Annotated in this window: 14 protein-coding genes, 1 pseudogene and 1 riboswitch; all 15 genes and pseudogenes read left to right on the top strand. The window is 52.5% G+C overall.

Annotation, left to right across the window (positions count from 1 at the left end; all coding sequences use genetic code 11):
- Nucleotide 1 precedes the first annotated feature (1 nt).
- The 15 genes and pseudogenes from VN379_RS20195 (at nucleotide 2) to VN379_RS20120 (ending at nucleotide 16,268) form a co-directional block, all read left to right on the top strand.
- Nucleotides 2-1,081 carry a radical SAM/SPASM domain-containing protein gene (locus VN379_RS20195; RefSeq protein WP_325537184.1) on the top strand — a complete coding sequence of 360 codons (1,080 nt, stop codon included), beginning with the start codon at nucleotides 2-4 and terminating at the stop codon, nucleotides 1,079-1,081.
- On the top strand, nucleotides 1,050-1,826 hold the full coding sequence (locus VN379_RS20190; protein WP_325537182.1) for a carbon-nitrogen hydrolase family protein: 777 nt from the start codon (nucleotides 1,050-1,052) through the stop codon (nucleotides 1,824-1,826). The genes VN379_RS20195 and VN379_RS20190 overlap by 32 nt, the downstream gene beginning before the upstream one ends.
- A 178-nt stretch (nucleotides 1,827-2,004) precedes the next feature.
- Nucleotides 2,005-3,114, top strand: a complete 1,110-nt coding sequence (locus tag VN379_RS20185) for an adenosylcobinamide amidohydrolase (RefSeq protein ID WP_325537181.1) — start codon at nucleotides 2,005-2,007, stop codon at nucleotides 3,112-3,114.
- A 27-nt stretch (nucleotides 3,115-3,141) separates the two neighbouring features.
- Nucleotides 3,142-4,170, top strand: a complete 1,029-nt coding sequence (locus VN379_RS20180; RefSeq protein ID WP_325537179.1) for an ATP-binding protein — start codon at nucleotides 3,142-3,144, stop codon at nucleotides 4,168-4,170.
- 18 nt (nucleotides 4,171-4,188) lie between these two features.
- Nucleotides 4,189-6,075, top strand: a complete 1,887-nt coding sequence (locus VN379_RS20175) for a VWA domain-containing protein (RefSeq protein ID WP_325537177.1) — start codon at nucleotides 4,189-4,191, stop codon at nucleotides 6,073-6,075.
- A gap of 35 nt (nucleotides 6,076-6,110) precedes the next feature.
- Nucleotides 6,111-6,746: a MotA/TolQ/ExbB proton channel family protein gene (locus tag VN379_RS20170; protein WP_325537175.1), complete on the top strand. Its 636-nt coding sequence runs from the start codon at nucleotides 6,111-6,113 to the stop codon at nucleotides 6,744-6,746.
- On the top strand, nucleotides 6,733-7,143 hold the full coding sequence (locus VN379_RS20165; RefSeq protein WP_325537173.1) for a biopolymer transporter ExbD: 411 nt from the start codon (nucleotides 6,733-6,735) through the stop codon (nucleotides 7,141-7,143). The genes VN379_RS20170 and VN379_RS20165 overlap by 14 nt, the downstream gene beginning before the upstream one ends.
- A complete protein-coding gene (locus tag VN379_RS20160) occupies nucleotides 7,143-7,862 on the top strand; it encodes an energy transducer TonB (RefSeq protein ID WP_325537171.1) in 720 nt (239 codons plus the stop codon). The genes VN379_RS20165 and VN379_RS20160 overlap by 1 nt, the downstream gene beginning before the upstream one ends.
- Before the next feature lie 204 nt (nucleotides 7,863-8,066).
- Entirely contained in the window at nucleotides 8,067-9,095 is a 1,029-nt protein-coding gene (locus VN379_RS20155; RefSeq protein ID WP_414715023.1) for a FecCD family ABC transporter permease, read from the top strand.
- A gap of 6 nt (nucleotides 9,096-9,101) precedes the next feature.
- Complete coding sequence (locus VN379_RS20150; RefSeq protein ID WP_325537167.1) at nucleotides 9,102-10,364, top strand: ABC transporter ATP-binding protein; 1,263 nt, start codon at nucleotides 9,102-9,104, stop codon at nucleotides 10,362-10,364.
- Between the two features lie 3 nt (nucleotides 10,365-10,367).
- A riboswitch (cobalamin riboswitch) is annotated at nucleotides 10,368-10,549 on the top strand.
- Nucleotides 10,550-10,728: 179 nt separating this feature from the next.
- The gene (locus VN379_RS20145) at nucleotides 10,729-10,935 is read left to right on the top strand and encodes a hypothetical protein (RefSeq protein WP_325537165.1); all 207 of its coding nucleotides are present in this window, start codon (nucleotides 10,729-10,731) and stop codon (nucleotides 10,933-10,935) included.
- Nucleotides 10,916-11,044, top strand: coding sequence for a hypothetical protein (locus VN379_RS20140; protein WP_325537164.1), 129 nt, complete (start codon nucleotides 10,916-10,918; stop codon nucleotides 11,042-11,044). Before VN379_RS20145 ends, VN379_RS20140 begins: the two co-directional genes overlap by 20 nt.
- A gap of 119 nt (nucleotides 11,045-11,163) precedes the next feature.
- Complete coding sequence (locus VN379_RS20135; protein WP_325537162.1) at nucleotides 11,164-11,841, top strand: hypothetical protein; 678 nt, start codon at nucleotides 11,164-11,166, stop codon at nucleotides 11,839-11,841.
- Nucleotides 11,842-11,899: 58 nt separating this feature from the next.
- Nucleotides 11,900-13,144 (top strand): efflux RND transporter periplasmic adaptor subunit, encoded by a 1,245-nt coding sequence (locus VN379_RS20130; protein WP_325537160.1) that lies wholly within the window; start codon nucleotides 11,900-11,902, stop codon nucleotides 13,142-13,144.
- A pseudogene (locus VN379_RS20120) lies at nucleotides 13,141-16,268 on the top strand (efflux RND transporter permease subunit). Before VN379_RS20130 ends, VN379_RS20120 begins: the two are co-directional and overlap by 4 nt.
- The last annotated feature ends 91 nt before the right edge of the window (nucleotides 16,269-16,359 follow it).

Below are 16,359 nucleotides of genomic sequence, written 5' to 3'. Positions count from 1 at the left end.
TATGGTAAAAATGTTGATATTGAGTTTGACCGGGCAATGTAATTTTACGTGTAAATACTGTTACGCCCATGAGCATCCGGCAGAAGCTATGGATGCTGCTACCGGCATTGCGGCCGTCGAACTGGCGGCCGCCGATGGGCAGCCATTTCTACTCCAGTTCAGCGGTGGTGAACCGCTGCTGAACTTTCCGGCAATGCGGGAGATTATCCGGCATGTGCGGGAGAATGGGGTGCCAGCGATCATGCAGGTTCAGACCAATGCCTCTCTGATGACGCGGGAGATGGCGGCTGTCCTCAAGGCCGGACAGGTAGGCATTGGCATCAGCCTGGATGGGCGCCCGGAGATGAACGACAGGCTGCGTTGCCTGCCTGACGGCCAGGGCACGTGCCGGCAGATATTGAAGGGGGCCGGCCAGCTGGCGGCAGTGGGGATTGAGACCGGGATTACCTGTGTTGTGACCAACGAGAATGCCGGTCAGCTGGCAGGGATTGTTGAAATGGCTTACTATCTGGGCAATGTACGCCGCATTGGTTTTGACTTACTCCGGGCCCAGGGGCGGGGCAGTGAGCTTGTACCGCCACCGTCTGAGGCTGTATGGCAGGGTGTAAAGGAAGCCTTCCAGCTGGCAGACCGCTTAGGTAAGGATACTGGCAAACCCATGCTGTTTTCTCAGGTCGAGCGGGTAGCTAACCTCGCTAAGGGGCATATGCAGGGGTTTGCCCATTGCCATGCCATGAATGGTGAGGCTGTTTTTGCAGATGCTCAGGGCAATCTGTATGCCTGCGCCTCGCTGGCAGGTAACCCTGACTTCTATCTCGGGCATGTGCAGACCGGGCTTGAGGAGAACAGACTTCAAAAAGTCGCGGCTTCTATTCAGGCCGGTATGGCGTTTTGCCTGCGATGCCCCTCCTTCGCCTTGTGCGGTGGTGCTTGTTTTGCCAGGTGGTATGGCGCCAACTGCGGCGACCGGGGCTATGACGCGGAGTGTGCCTTAAAGCAGGTGTCGATAGAGTGGTATCAACAACATCAGGGACAGGAGAGGAAAGCGTGTGAGGGTTGCGTTACTGCATGTAGATGTTAGCGGTGGTCCGGAGCTGCGTAATCTTGATATTTTGACACAAGCGATCAGGCTGGCAGCCGACCGGGGGGCAGAGTGGATTATTACACCGGAGACCGCCGTCCAGGGATATTTTTTTGCTGTTGAGCGGGAGCATAAACCTGTGGTTATCCCGGTACAGCCGGCGTCGTCTATTGAACCGATCAGGCAATTGGCGTCAGAGTATCATATCACAGTATTTTTATGCTGCGCTGAGCAGGATGAGCATAATGGCAAGTATTATAACAGTTGTCTGGTTATCGGCCCTGATGGCGATATCCTGGGCCGTCACCGGAAAAAGCACGCCCATAGTGGTGTATCCGAGGGCTGGGCGAACAGAGGGGAGCATTTGGAGCCGATAGTTTGCGGCGATATCAGGGCTGGGATATTAATCTGCGCTGATTCCTGGTATGAAGAAAACGCGATCACTATGGCCGACAAAGGGGCGGCAGTCATTGTTGTGCCTGCAGCCTGGCCGCCAGGCGGCTGTGGCGGTCCGCCGGAAAATGCCTGGAAAAAGGCATCAGCTATTAGCGGCCGTTCACTCTGGGTCTGCAATCAAACCGGCAAACAGGAACGCCTGGATTTCACCAATGCCCAGAGTACGGTGATTACCGGGGGCGAGATGCAGCTGGCTTACTGCAGTGCACAGCCGGCAGCGCTGTTGTTTGACTGGGATTTTGCGCAGGATTGCGCTACATCAAACGAGTTTACCGTGCTGCCTTTATAAAAGAAGTTAGCAGGCGCAGGCGGGTGGTGTATTGACAACGCTCCACCGCTGGCGCTTGACTTCCGCTTTTGTCAACACACTACCCGCCTGCAAGACTTTAATGCGTTGTATATAACATAATTAGATTGAAAAAGAGGATAAAAGTATGAGTTCCTGGATAAGTGGGAGGGAGCAAGCGATGAAACTTTGTACACTGTCTACCGGCGACCATGTCTACCGCTATTATAAAAGCATTGTTATACCCTTTGAACAACCGCGTAAAGTGGCCAGTACCGCGGTTGTCAATGGTGGTTACCGTGAAGATTTGACTGCGGTATTCAATAACGACTGCAATCCGGGGGCGGGGATGTCCAGCATCATGCGGGGGCCAACCTATCAGGAACACATGCGGATTATTACCGAGGAGATTGGGCTTGACCCGGCGACAACAGCCGGGATGGGAACCGCCGCTTCCATGCAGAATGTTGCGATTCACACCCAGACCTATGAGAACCTGACAGTAACCGCGATTGTAACCGGCGGTGTTGAGGTGAATGGCGGGCGGGTCGGTGATCCGGCAGACTATTTTAAACCGATTGACAAAAGTACCCTGGAAAAACCGGGAACCATCAACATTATCCTGGTCATTGATGCTGATTTACCGCCAGGGATGCTGAACCGGGCCATGGTAACCTGTACCGAAGCCAAGACGGCAGCCCTGCAGGAGCTTATGGCAGGCAGCAACTACTCGAACGGGTTGGCGACCGGTTCCGGTACAGACCAGACGATTGTTGTGGCCAATCCGGCCTCACCGCTGTACCTGGAAAGCGCCGGCAAACACTCGAAACTGGGCGAACTTATTGGCCGCACAGTGTTGCCGGCTGTCAAAGAGGCATTATTTAAACAGTCCGGTCTCTCGCCCCGGCACCAGCATAGCCTGCTGCGGCGGCTCAAACGGTTTGGCATTAAAGAAGAATCTATGTGGCAGGTGTACATTGCAGAGGGCGGGCAGGTAATAAAGCCTAAGTTTCTCAGTCAGTTGTATCAGCTTGACGGTGATAACCACTTGGTAACCTATACCACGTTGTACATCCATCTTTTGGATCAGCTCCAATGGGAGCTGTTATCCGGGGAAGAGGTGCGCGAGACCGGTAATGAACTGCTTGCCGCCGCAGCTGCCAGATTTGGTGTGGCTGCGCCAGTGCTGACAACCGCCGGCCTGGACACTTGTCTGCAGGCCTGGCAGGCCCTGCTACTGACGATTGTCAAAACTAATATAAAGACTACCTGTACTGATTGCAGCAATTGACAATCAATAATAGGAGATGAACAGACGTTGAAGCATACCGCCGTATATCCATTTACAGCGATTGTCGGTCAGAACGATATGAAACTGGCACTTATCCTGAATGTCATTAATCCTATGTTGGGCGGGGTACTGATCAAGGGTGAAAAAGGTACAGCTAAATCAACAGCAGTCCGCGCCATCGCCGACTTGCTGCCAGCGATGGAGGCCATTAAAAACTGCCCTTTTCACTGTGACCCTGGCGATGAAAACCGGTTATGCGATGAGTGCCGGGAGAAAGCCGGTGCAGGTAAATCGCTGCCGGTCCATTCAATTAAGATGCGGGTCGTTGAACTGCCGGTCAGTGCCACGGAGGACCGGGTTGTCGGGACCCTTGACATCGAGCATGCCATTAAGCATGGCGAGAAAAAATTTGACCCGGGTATTTTGGCCCAGGCCAACCGGAATATCCTGTATGTGGATGAGATCAACCTGCTGGATGATCATGTCGTTGATGTACTGCTGGACGCAGCCGCTATGGGGGTAAACACAGTTGAGCGGGAAGGTGTTTCCTACTCTCACCCGGCACGGTTTGTGCTAGTCGGCACCATGAATCCTGAAGAAGGGGATATCAGGCCTCAACTGCTGGATCGTTTCGGGTTATCGATCGAAGTGGTGGGGGAGAATCAGCCGGAATGGCGGGTCGAAGTGATCAAGCGCCGCTTAGCTTATGAGCAGGATACCGGTGAATTTGCCCGAATGTATAAAGAAGAACAGGAAAAAACGGCAGAAAGCATTATGCAGGCCAGGCGCTTGCTGCCGCAGGTAGCGATTGACGACAGGCTGCTGTTATTGGTAGCTAATGTGGCAATTGCCTTAGATGTGGACGGGCACCGGGCTGATATTACTGTGATCAAAGCGGCCATGACCTTAGCGGCTTTTGAAGGGCGTGTTACTGTTGACCCCGACGATGTCAGGAGAGCTGCCAAACTGGTTTTGCCGCACAGGATGCGGCGGCGGCCGTTCGAGGATGGGACACTGGACTGGGACAAAGTCGAGGCATTGTTTGCCGGGCTGTAAGCGGCAGGGGGAATGAAGATGGTACAACGAATGGTATTTCCATTTGCTGCGATAGTTGGCCAGGATTCTGTCAAGCAGGCCCTTTTAATTGCAGCAGTCAACCCGAAAGCCGGCGGTGTTTTGGTGGCCGGGGAGAAAGGTACGGCAAAATCGACCCTGGTGCGGGCTCTGGCAGAGGTTACCGGCATGGTACAGATCATTGAATTGCCGCTGAATGCCACCGAGGATATGGTGTTTGGCGGACTGGATATGCAGCATGCGGTGGAGTGCGGTGAGCGCCGGTTTTTACCAGGTATTCTAGCCCGGGCCCATAAGCATGTTCTGTATATTGACGAGATTAATTTGCTGCGCCGCGAGTTTGTCAATGCCCTGCAGGATGCTGCTATAACCGGTGTACATATGGTTGAAAGGGAGGGCATTTCCTGCCGGCATGAGGCCATGTGCAGCCTGATTGGCACAATGAACCCGGAAGAGGGGGCCTTGTCACCGCAAATTATAGATCGTTTTGGCTTGTATGCTGCTGTTGAGCGGGAGCAGGATGCCCAGGTCCGGGCCGAGATTGTGCGGCGTATTTTGGCCTATGACCGGGACCCGGAAGGATTCCGGCTGCAGTACGCAGCACTAACCGCGGGGATTAGGCAGCAGGTGGCAGCCGCCAGGCAGCTGCTGCAGGCAATTATTATACCGGAGACGATGATGTTATTGGCTGCCAAGATGTGTGCCAAAGCCCATTCTGCCGGCCACCGGGCCGAGCTGTTCTTGCTGGAGACGGCCCGTACCATTGCAGCACTGGCTGGCCGGGATTACCTGCTGCCTGTTGATATGGAAGCAGCAGCCTGCTATGTTTTGCCGCAGCGCATGCGCCAGGAGCAGGAACCACCACCACCGGAGCCTCCGGAACAACCTCAAGAGGAACAAAATCAAGATCAGCCGCAGAATCAGCCGCCAGAGCAGTCGCCGGATCAACAGCCGCCGCCTGGGCAGCCGGGAAATCAACAGCCGGAAGATCAGCCTGATCCCTCAGCCGCGCAGCAACCGCCTGCAGAAGGCAATTCTCAGGAGAAGGTGGCTGATATTGATACACAATTCCCATTTGTGCGGATGGAGTTATCTTTGCCGCAGGACCGGCAGGAACGGCGCGGTAATGGGAAACGCAGCCTGACGCGCACTGATACAAAGCAGGGGCGTTATGTTCGGGCCGGAACACCGCGTGGTGCTGTGACCGATCTGGCTTTTGATGCAACCCTGCGGGCGGCGGCCCCGTACCAGCGGTTCCGGGATAAAGGCAATTGCTGTATTGCGATTGAACGGGAAGATCTGCGGCAAAAGATTCGTGAAAAACGGATTGGTAATACCTTTTTGTTTGTTGTTGATGCAAGCGGCTCAATGGGGGCGCGTGAGCGTATGCGGGCAGTGAAAGGCGCGGTATGCGCCATGCTGCAGGATGCTTATCAGAAACGCGATCAGGTCGGACTGATTGCTTTCCGGCGCCAGACCGCGGAGGTGTTACTGCCGATAACCCGCAGTGTGGATTTGGCGCAAAAATGTTTGCGGCATTTACCGACCGGCGGTAAGACCCCCTTGGCTGAGGGACTGGCTACTGCGTTGACAGTACTGGTTTCGCGCCAAAAGAAGGAACAGGAAATGCAGCCTGTATTGGTATTGGTTACCGATGGGCGGGCGAATACAGCGGCGGCCAGCGGGGGTGACAGTATCGCTGAAGCTCTCCATATAGCTGGAAAAATAAAAATGGCTGGTGTTCATAGTGTGGTAATTGATACAGAAAGCGATTTTGTTAAACTGGGGCTGGCACGGCTGGTTGCCAGGGAAATGGGCTCCACTTATTACCGTTTAGGGGAGCTTTCTGAAAAGAATATCATGCATATTGTTAAAAATTTACCTTAAGTATGTCGGCAAGGCCGAAAAACGGAGGAGTAGTTATGGAGTTTATAGCAGAGTGCTTTAGTGTGTTTCATAAAGGCGGACCAGTTATGTATCTGATTCTGGCATGCTCTTTGCTGGTGGCGGCAATTGGTGCTGAACGTTTTTTGTATTATAAGAAAATGAACACTGACATGGAGCTGTTTACGCATCAGCTTACACCTTTAGTAGAGCGTGGCAACTGGGCAGACGCTTACGAACTGTGCCGGCAGACCAATGGCATCGCCGCTGCTGTTGCCGGCAAGGGCATCAACTATTTACAGCGCGGGAGCGTTAATATCGAGAGTGTGTTAGAGGGTGAAGCCGCTTTGGCCGTAGCCCATTTGCGGACAAATTTGAATCATTTGGATACTGTTGTAACGATTGCACCGTTATTAGGCCTGTTAGGTACCGTAATTGGGATGATTGGCTCATTTAGTGTAATGAACATTAAAGCCGGTCAGCCGCAGGCTATCACCGGCGGGGTCGGGGAAGCGCTGATCGCCACAGCCTCCGGTCTGTGTGTGGCTACCCTGGCAATGGTAATATACAGCTATTTTAATCATCGTCTGGATGCATTGATCACAGATATTGAGCGTACCTGCATTTTATTGATTGGGAACATCAAGCCGGAGAAACGCCATGAAACTGCGTAACCTGCGTCAGGAACGCCAGCCTAAGCTTATGGTTATTCCGATGATCGACATCATTTTTTTCCTGCTTGTGTTTTTTATTATGAGTACGCTGTATATGGTTGATCAGCAGACTATCCCGGTGAATTTACCGCAGGCAGCCTCGGCACAGTCGGATAAACCACATAGTGTTGCCGTTGCTGTTACCAGAGAAGGGCGTATTTTGTTCGACCAGGAGGAAATACCGCTGGAACTGGTGAAAAGACGCGTTCAGATAGAAGTAAGCAAACAAAATGACGTAGTATTTGTATTGCGCTCTGACAAACAGGTGGAATATGGAAAAGTAGTAGCGGTACTTGATGAAATGAAACTGGCTGGGGCCCACCGGGTGGCGATTGCAACAGAAAGGAAGGATAAATAATGGAATGGGCGACAGGATCGCGCTGGCGCAAGGCCATGATTATTTCACTGGTCTTTCATGGTATCGTATTGATGGGTGTTGGCTGGCTGGCTGTCAGGGCACTCCTGCCAGTGACAGTTCCCGAAACTGTGATTGAATTGGAGTTAGCCAGTGAGCCTGAAGGGGCGCCGATGCCGGCTGCCGCGGCAGCTGCACCGGTGCAAACCAGCCAGGCGGTTACAGCGCCCGTTCCTACGCCGGTGGTCCGGCAGGTACAGCCTGATGTGGTTGTGCCTGACGAGATTGTTTCTGAACCGGCTGTAATAGTCAGCAGTATGGCCGTTGTAGCTGTAGACAGCGCTGCTGCTGCCGGCGGCGGACAGGCTGGGGGTGCAGGCAGCGGCGGGGGAACCGGACAATCCGGTACCGGCACCGGCGCCGGTGGCACCGGTACCGAAAAAGGCATTATTCCCCCAAACATCTTATCAAAAAGAGAACCATCCTATCCGGAGAGAGCCCGGCAGAACGGTCAGGAGGGTACAGTGGTGTTAAGGATTGAAATTAGGGAAAACGGACGGGCCGGGCAAATCAGTGTGCAGAAATCCAGCGGCTATGAACTACTGGACGATGCAGCGGCCGATTCTGTCCAGCGCTGGCGTTTCGTACCCGCCAAAGTCCGCGAAACCGGACAGGCGATTGCCTGCTCGACTACGCTGCCAATAGTCTTCAAGCTGCATTAGCGATTATATTGCGGGCAGACGAACAAGACATGGCCCAAACCTATTTGAATAGTTTGCCATATGTTTATGGCAATTTCGGGGTAAGAATATAAAAGGGCTTTTGGTTTCTCACCTGACAGGGGTGAACATTGTTTCCCAGGTCTGCCGGCAATCGCGATGAATCCCGGCGATGGGCTGTGCGTCAGCAGAGTAAGGAGTATATTGATGAAAACATGGAGCAATCAAACGAAATGGATCCTATTAGTGGCTGTTTGTATTCTCACTGCTTTGGGCAGCCTCTGTTTTGGACAGACCTTTTACTCGCCCGGAACTGTCTACTCGGCCATTGTGTCTGGCGGTACCGACTTTAAAAGTGGTGATTATACAAAACTGGCAGAAACCTATGCTGTTATTTGGCATATCAGACTGCCAAGGATTATTGCCGGTTTGCTGGTTGGTGCGGCTTTAGCTATATCCGGGGCGGTCATGCAGGGTATTTTTTCTAATCCGTTGGCTGAACCAGGGATCCTTGGACTATCCAGTGGCGCGGCTCTGGGGGCAGTCATTGCCATTGCTTTGGGGATAACCGGTTCAAGCATCTATGTCATGCCCTTGTTTGCTGTGACCGGGTCTGTCGCAGCCCTGGGCATTATTCTTCTCCTGGCAGTTCGCCAGGGGAAGATTCCTGTCATGGTCCTGCTATTGGCCGGGGTAGCGATCAATTCCTTTACAGGTGCCCTGACAAACGCTGTGCTGATGATTCTGAACGAGCAGCGGCTGCGGGAATATCTCTTTTGGATCGTCGGTGGCCTGGACTACCGGCGGTGGGAGCATATTACGCTGGCAATCGGCCCCATTGTGGTTGCTGTTATTATTTTGTTTCTTATGGCCCGGCATTTGAATATTCTGGCGCTGGGGGAAACTGAGGCCCGCAGTGTCGGCCTCCATGTCCTCCGGTACCGGTTGATTTTTCTGGGGTTAGCGGCTACGGCAACGGCGGCCGCCGTATGTATCAGTGGCAGTATTGGTTTTGTCGGACTGGTTATTCCCCATATGATGCGGTTTGTTGTCGGGCCGGATCACCGGAAGCTGCTGCCTGCCTGTGTATTGGCTGGCGGAACCTTTTTGGTGTTCTGCGATACACTGGGGCGCAGTATGTTCGGCGTTACCGAGATTCGTGTCGGTATTATAACCGCTCTTTTGGGCGCACCGTATTTTCTATACTTATTGCGGCGGGCGCAGGGAAAGGAATGAGACGGTATGAATCCTGCAATTATCAATGTTAAAGCGCTAAGCGCCGGTTACGAGAAAAAAACTGTGTTACAGGATATCTCCTTCTCTGTCCGGCAGGGGGAACTCATCGGTATTATTGGTGCTAATGGAGCCGGTAAAAGTACATTGCTGCGGACGATGCGGGGAATATTGCCCCGCAAAGGTGGACGAGTCGAGTTGTTTGGTCAGGAAGTGGGGGTTATTCCCGAGAAAGCACTGGCAAAGCAGGTCGCCTTTTTACAACAATCGGTAGAGATTGGCTTTGGTTATACAACCAAAGAGGTTGTTGCAGCAGGGCGCTATCCTTACCTTTCCTGGTGGCAGGGAGAAAGCCCGGAGGATGAGAAAATCATCTGTGAGTCTATGGAATATACGGACGTTCTGGACCTGGCCGATACCCCCTTAACCAATATCTCCGGTGGCCAGAAGCAACGGGTGCTATTGGCTAAAGTCTTGGCTCAGCAGACACCTATCCTGTTTCTTGATGAACCGATGACCGGTTTGGATGTAGTGTACCAGGAGGAGATCTTCCGTTTTTGCCAGCGTCTCTGCCGGCAGGGCAAAACGATATTGCTGGTAGTACATGACTTAAGTGCGGCAGCCCGTTTTTGTTCGCGGCTGTTATTGATTGCCCAGGGCGGTTTGCTGGCTGACGGGGCGCCAACGGCTGTGTTAACCAAGGATAATCTTTCCCGGGCCTACGGGTTGCCGGTACAAGTCATTCATAACCCGGTTACCGGCAGTGTGGAGGTATTTGCCGGCTTACGCAATGACAATAAGGAGAAGCAGCAGTGTGTGCATGTGATTGCCGGCGGCGGCTGTGCCTGCACTGTAATCCGGAGGTTGGCCACAGCCGGTTTTGCCGTTAGTGTCGGTGTGGTAGCAGACGGGGACAGTGATGCGGAAGCTGCCAGGATCTTTGCGGAACATTATGTGATTACACAACCTTTTGCAGACATTGACGCGGCTGCCGCAGCCGAGAATGCCAGGCTTATTGCCCAGGCGGATGTGACCATATTATGCAGCTTGCATATTAGCAAGAACAACCTCAGCAATCTGGATGCGGCCCTGCAAGCCAAAAACCTCATTATTCTTGAGGACAGCCCGATTGCCGGGCGCGACTATACCGGCGGCCAGGCGACCGTGTTGTACCGGCGCTTGCTGGAGAAAGATCATGTGCAGGTCATGCCCACAGCTAAGTTCTATAATGAGATGTATAACCTGAATGGGGCGGCAGAAACCCAGGGATAATTTAATAGAGTTATTGAGACAGGTGCCCTGCGGGGCTTAATAGGGAAGACCGGTGCAAGGCCGGCGCGGTCCCGCCACTGTAATGGTGAACAAATGAGCCTATCCCTCCAGAAACAAAAGTCTGGGGACGATGTGGAGCAATTATGTGCCAGAGCCAGAAGAACTGCCTGTCTGACAATCACCGTTTTTTACCCACGAGCGATGGGGAGGGGATTTAGATTCTCATAGAGAGCCCTCACTGTATTTACTGGAGGGCTCTCTGTTTTTTACCCCACCAGCTGCGTAATGGCAGGAGCATTAGACCCTAGAGCTGGGTTTTGCTTCATTTGCAGGTCTTTACAAAAAGATAAAAGGGGGGATCTGTATGGGACGGATTATTTTTCTGACCAATATGGAACGCCAGTATCTTATGCTGAAGCGGGCATGGGAAGGTGTTGTCCAGGCAGGAATAGCTTCAGAAGCGCGGCTGGTGCGGCTGACTGATGCTGTACCCTGGGGCGTAGAATGGCAAAAGACGTTTTTTTCTATTGAAGGGGAACTGGAGGAACGCTGTGATACCACCATTTCCTGACCATCTTACCATTGGAACTGGAATTGCAGGATTCCTACTATATATTGTTCTGGATATTGTTGATGAGTATCTCATTAAGTGGAAACAAGCCAGAAGCGAATACCTGTAGCAGACAAAGAGAAGCATGAGAAATAGAGCCAGAATTGCGTATCTGACTATCCTGGATTCACTTTTCGCTGCCTGCCCGGCATTATGAGAATGATACAATTTAGACAGGGAGAGGATACCATGGTGTTACATATTGCTAACGGATCAATAATGAAATCATATTTGGCAAATAAATGCCCTGCAGGTCAGGAACTGATCGCTTTCAATGAATCAATGATTACCGGGGGATGCTGCGAAGAAATTTTTAGTGAAGCTTTTTTTCAACAGCGGGCAGAAACTTTACAGGTAACCTATGAACGGTATGCAGAATTGACGATTGCTGAACTTGATAAACTTCTGAATCACTCATACTCCGGAATTACCCTGTGGTTTGATGCCGATATGTTTTGCCAGATGAATGTTTTAACCTTGTGCGCCTATTTGGATGCTGCCAAGTATCAGGGAAGCGTGCAGCTGCATATTATCTGCCAGGACTTCTGGCAGTACGGCAATGTACAGGATACAATCCGTAAATCCTATCAAATCAATCCCCGGGGATATTATGCGATATACCGGGAGGTGCTTTTGCAAAAACAGCCGGTAATACAGGAGTATCCGGTTTTTCCTGAGTTAAATGATGGGATTAGGCGCTATAAGGACTACCTGTCGCCTCAGGGGGAAATCAGGTTGGCGATAGCAACGATGGTCAGGGAAAACAGAAATAAACAATATATCATCAAAGCAATCAATGAGAGATATCCGGACTATGGTATCGGCGATTACAATATTCAGCTGATTTATCAGGAGTTAGTAAGATAATACTGCTATTGGGCAGTAGCTTCTTTATGTGACCGGCCAAAAGAAATGGGGTGGACACTTGGCAATACGAGAGATGCTGGATACTAAGAAACGCGGGCTTTTGGTCGGGGTTGCCCTGGCGGCAGTAATTTTTTCCGGAATCTTATTCTTTTTTAAATCCCAGGGCAATATCTCCCGGAACGCCGCTAAAGCCGGGATAATCAAGCCGCTGGTGACGGTGCAGACTGTTGAGCCGCGGGATATGCTGACAAGAATTGTGTTAAGCGGGCAGACGGTAGCGGCAGCGCAGGTGGATATTGCGGCAAAATATGCGGGGCGCATCGCGCAGGTACCTGTGGAACTGGGACAAGCCGTTTCTGCCGGTCAGGTGCTGGCCATTCAGGATATGGAGGACATCCTGCTGTCAATTGCCCAGACAGAAGCAGCAGCCTGGCAGGCCCGGGCTGAAAGCACCGCAGCCAAAGCAACTTATGATGCCGGTTACCAACAGGCTGATGCTGATTATCAGCGAAATCTTGCCAATTACCAGCGTTATGAGTCCTTATATCATACCGGGGCCATCTCCCGCGAGGCACTGGATGCGGCCAGGCAGCAGATGATTAATGCCAAAGCTGCCTTTGCCGCCCTGAGTGAGCAGGTTATGGCCGGTGGACAACCGGCAGTGCTGGAATCAAAACAGGCAGCATTGTCCAGGGCCGAATACAGCCTTCGGCTGTTGGAACAGCAGCGTGGCGATATGGTGCTGCGCGCCCCCAGAGCCGGCATTATTGGCTACCGGCAGGTTGAACCGGGTGAATTTGTCCAGGCAGGTCAAAAGCTGCTGACAGTTGTCGATAACAGCAATATCTACATCGACTGCCAGGTTTCCGAGCAGCATGCCGCCCACATCCGGACAGGCATGAGGCTGGAGAGCGTGATTGATTCGCTGGGACGGCATTATCCCGGAACCGTTATTTATATCAGCCCGGCAAGTGACAGTAAAACCCAGGCATTTACCGTCCGGATTGCGCTTGACCAGGCGGATGCTGCCATAAAAAGCGGCATGTTTGCCCAGGCCCGGGTCGACATGATGCTAAGACCGCATACCTTGTTTGTTGCTAAAGCAGCAATCCTGCAAAAAAGCGGCAAAGAGTATCTGTTCGTCGTCAAGGGGAACAACCAGGTTGAACAGCGGCTGGTGAAAACAGGGCAGCGCAATGATGATTCTGTCGAGATAGTGGACGGAATCGGGGCCGGTGAGCGGGTGGCGGTCAGTAATATATCCCGTCTCAAACCGGATAGCTTCATTGAGGTGGATTCATGAATATCACCCGGTTCTCTGTCCAGCGCCCTGTCGGTATAACCATGATCGTACTGTTGTTTGTCATTCTTGGCCTCTACAGCTTCCTGCGTATCGGTGTGGAGCTGTTGCCGGCGCTGAATAATCCCTATGTTACCGTTACAGTTGACTATGCCGGGGCCAGCGTGGAAGAGGTTGAGGAGAGTGTCGTTAAGCCGCTGGAGCAGGGTCTTTCCTCCCTGGCCCATCTGCGGCGGATGGTGGCGATTGCCAGACCGGAAAAGGCTACTGTTATCATGGAATTTGATTTAATGGCCAATGTTGACGTGGTCTCCCTTGATGCGTCCAAGGCTGTTAACAGGGTGCGCAAAGACCTGCCTGATGAGATCAGTGAGCCGGTGGTAATCAGGCGTGATGCCAATGCCATGCCTGTCATGGAGATTGCGGTAAAGGCCGGGTATCCTCTCTCAGATATCTATGGCAAGGCCGATCAAGTGTTTAAAGAGCGGCTGCAGCGCGCTGACGGGGTCTCAGACATAAGCCTTGGCGGCGGCCGGGAAAAAGAACTGGCGATTCTGGTAGAGCGCGATAAACTGCTATTGTACAAGCTGTCGCTAACACAGATTGTCAACCGTCTCAAGGAGGAAAACCTGCTCATGCCTGCCGGTTCGGTGTATACAGACAGTACCGACAGTGATGTAAGACTGGCGGCACGTATACCTCGCCGGACGAGATTAAACAGCTATATCTTACCAACACGGCTGGCGCTGCTGTCCCGTTAACCGAGATCGCCGAGGTGCGCCGGCAGGACAGCCGGGCGACCCAGTACAGCAGGGTAAATGGCGATGAGGCTGTTGCCCTGCAGGTGTATAAAAACAGCGATGCCAATATCGTTCAGACAGTCCAGGCGGTTCAGGAACAACTGGCGTCATTGCAGCAAGAATATCCGGACTATCAGTTTATCATTGTGGCCAATGATGCCAACTATATCGACAACTCTTTGAACAACACGCTGACTACGCTTGTTGAAGGCATTGTGACCACCGGCCTGGTTTTGTTTTTGTTTCTGCGGGGCTGGCGCTCAATGGCAGCTGTCATGGTTGCGATACCAACTTCGCTTATAGCGACATTTCTGGTTATGTACATGGCAGGCTTCACCTTTAATATGATGTCGCTGATGGGAATGGCGCTCTGTATTGGGATATTGGTTGATGACTCAATCGTGGTGCTGGAAAACATCCATCGCCACCTGCAAAAGGGAGAACCGGCGGCGCTGGCAGCCGAAAAAGGGCGTAATGAAATCGGCCTGGCGGCAATCGCCATTACCCTGTGTGATGTTGTCGTGTTTCTCCCCATCGCCTTTATGACCGATATCACCGGGCAGTACTTCCGGCAGTTTGGCCTGACGATTGTATTTGCCACCTTGTTTTCACTGTTTGTGTCCTTTACCCTGACCCCGATGCTGGCGGCGCGTCTGTTCAAAGGTGGGCTAACCCCCAGGAACAGTGCTTTGTGGCTGTGGATGGACCGCCTGGAACAAAGGGCCATTGACGGTTATGAACGGCTGCTGCGGCGCAGTCTGGCCCATGGCAAACAGATTGTTGCTGCCGTACTTATCCTGTTTGTGGCCGCTGTCGCCCTGATACCTGCCGGCATTATTGGTGCCGAGTATATGCCGCGGACTGACGAAAATAGTTTCCGGGTCAGTGTTGAACTACCGGTGGGACAAAATCTGGAGATGACTGATGCCGTTGTTGCCGAACTGGAACAATATATTTTGACAATCCCGGAAGTAACCTATTGCCTGAGCTATGTGGGCGAAAGCAACAGCAATACGGCCAGGCTGACAGGCCAACTGGTGAATAAGCGGGAGCGCAGCCGCAGTGTCTGGCAGATTGCCGACCAGATTAGAGGTTTTGCCCGTCAGAATCTCGGTCAGGCTGCGGTGCGTATCTCTGAAACCGAGTCATCAGTGGCCGGCGTTTCGATGGGGGGATCGCTGGAACATTCCCCGGTACTGATTTATCTGCTGGGGTCGGACATGGATGCGCTGATTGCGGCTTCGTCCCGGGCGCAGGCCATTATGGGCAGGATCAGCGGTCTTAAGGATATTCGCAGTAATTACCGGGTCGGTGTTCCGGAATTTAAGCTGACGGTTGACCGGGAAAAAATGAAATTCTTCCATACCTCGGTAAACGATGTCAGGGAGGCTTTCGCAGGTGCCATCAGCGGTAAAAAGGCCGGGGTACTGGCCAATGACAGGAACAATAACGGGCGGGACACCGATATTGTCGTGCGGTTGAAAGCCAGTGACAGCTTCAAGGCATCCGACATGACCGTTATCCCGGTCAAAGCGGCTGAGAGCACTGTGTTTCTGGGTGATATAGCCCGCATTGAGGAAGGGGTAGGGCCGGTTGCTATAACCCGTGTCAATAAACAGCGGTCGCTGCTTGTCCAGGCTAATATGACCGACCGTCCCCTCAAAGAGGTCCTGCAGGAGATTGACAGGCAGTTTAAACAAGAGCCGCTGGCAAGCGGGGTTACCTACCGTTTTGGCGGTCAGGCTACCAATATGGACAGCAGCTATCACGAAATTATCCAGGCTCTGGTCTTATCCTTACTGCTGGTTTATATGCTGCTGGCCGTGTTGTATGAATCGGCCTTCACACCGGTTATCCGGATGCTGTCGCTGCCGCTCGGTCTGATCGGGGCGCTGCTGTTCCTGCTGATTACCCAAAACACCATCAACGTATATTCCCTGATCGGCTTTCTGGTTATGGATGGTCTGGTGGCTAAGAACGGCACCCTGCTGCTTGATTATACACTGACGCTGATGGGGCGGGGGATGACTGCCTATGATGCCCTGATTGAGGCCGGCAAGACCCGTTTAAAACCAATCTTTATGACTACCCTGACGATGGTGGTCGGGATGCTGCCCACCGCCCTGGCGTTCAACGAAGGGGCCGAGACCCGGGTAAGCATGGCTTGGGTGCTGATCGGCGGACTGCTGTCATCTACAGTCTTTACCCTGATTATCATTCCGATTGTATTCCTGTTTTGTGAGCGTTATCCGGTACGGACCTGGTTTTCCGGTGTGCTTGGCTGTGTAAAAAAACTAACAGGCTTAGTAAAGTCTAGAAAACAGTGAAAGAGGTGTATAGATTGAAAAAGTATCTATTATTACTCATTCTTTTACTTGGCATTTGGGCAGTATGTTTTGCTACTGAAGATCAACAGAT

Origin of the sequence: Sporomusa sp. (genome assembly GCF_035561255.1) — a bacterium.
Classification (GTDB): domain Bacteria; phylum Bacillota; class Negativicutes; order Sporomusales; family Sporomusaceae; genus Sporomusa.
Note: the sequence above shows the minus strand (reverse complement) of the source record. Positions and strands in the feature narration are given on the sequence as shown.

Coding starts and splice junctions, on each gene's coding strand:
- VN379_RS20195 (WP_325537184.1), top strand. CDS start 2: ATGGTAAAAATGTTGATATTGAGTTTGACCGGGCAATGTAATTTTACG.
- VN379_RS20185 (WP_325537181.1), top strand. CDS start 2,005: ATGAAACTTTGTACACTGTCTACCGGCGACCATGTCTACCGCTATTAT.
- VN379_RS20175 (WP_325537177.1), top strand. CDS start 4,189: ATGGTACAACGAATGGTATTTCCATTTGCTGCGATAGTTGGCCAGGAT.
- VN379_RS20170 (WP_325537175.1), top strand. CDS start 6,111: ATGGAGTTTATAGCAGAGTGCTTTAGTGTGTTTCATAAAGGCGGACCA.
- VN379_RS20165 (WP_325537173.1), top strand. CDS start 6,733: ATGAAACTGCGTAACCTGCGTCAGGAACGCCAGCCTAAGCTTATGGTT.
- VN379_RS20160 (WP_325537171.1), top strand. CDS start 7,143: ATGGAATGGGCGACAGGATCGCGCTGGCGCAAGGCCATGATTATTTCA.
- VN379_RS20155 (WP_414715023.1), top strand. CDS start 8,067: ATGAAAACATGGAGCAATCAAACGAAATGGATCCTATTAGTGGCTGTT.
- VN379_RS20150 (WP_325537167.1), top strand. CDS start 9,102: ATGAATCCTGCAATTATCAATGTTAAAGCGCTAAGCGCCGGTTACGAG.
- VN379_RS20145 (WP_325537165.1), top strand. CDS start 10,729: ATGGGACGGATTATTTTTCTGACCAATATGGAACGCCAGTATCTTATG.
- VN379_RS20135 (WP_325537162.1), top strand. CDS start 11,164: ATGGTGTTACATATTGCTAACGGATCAATAATGAAATCATATTTGGCA.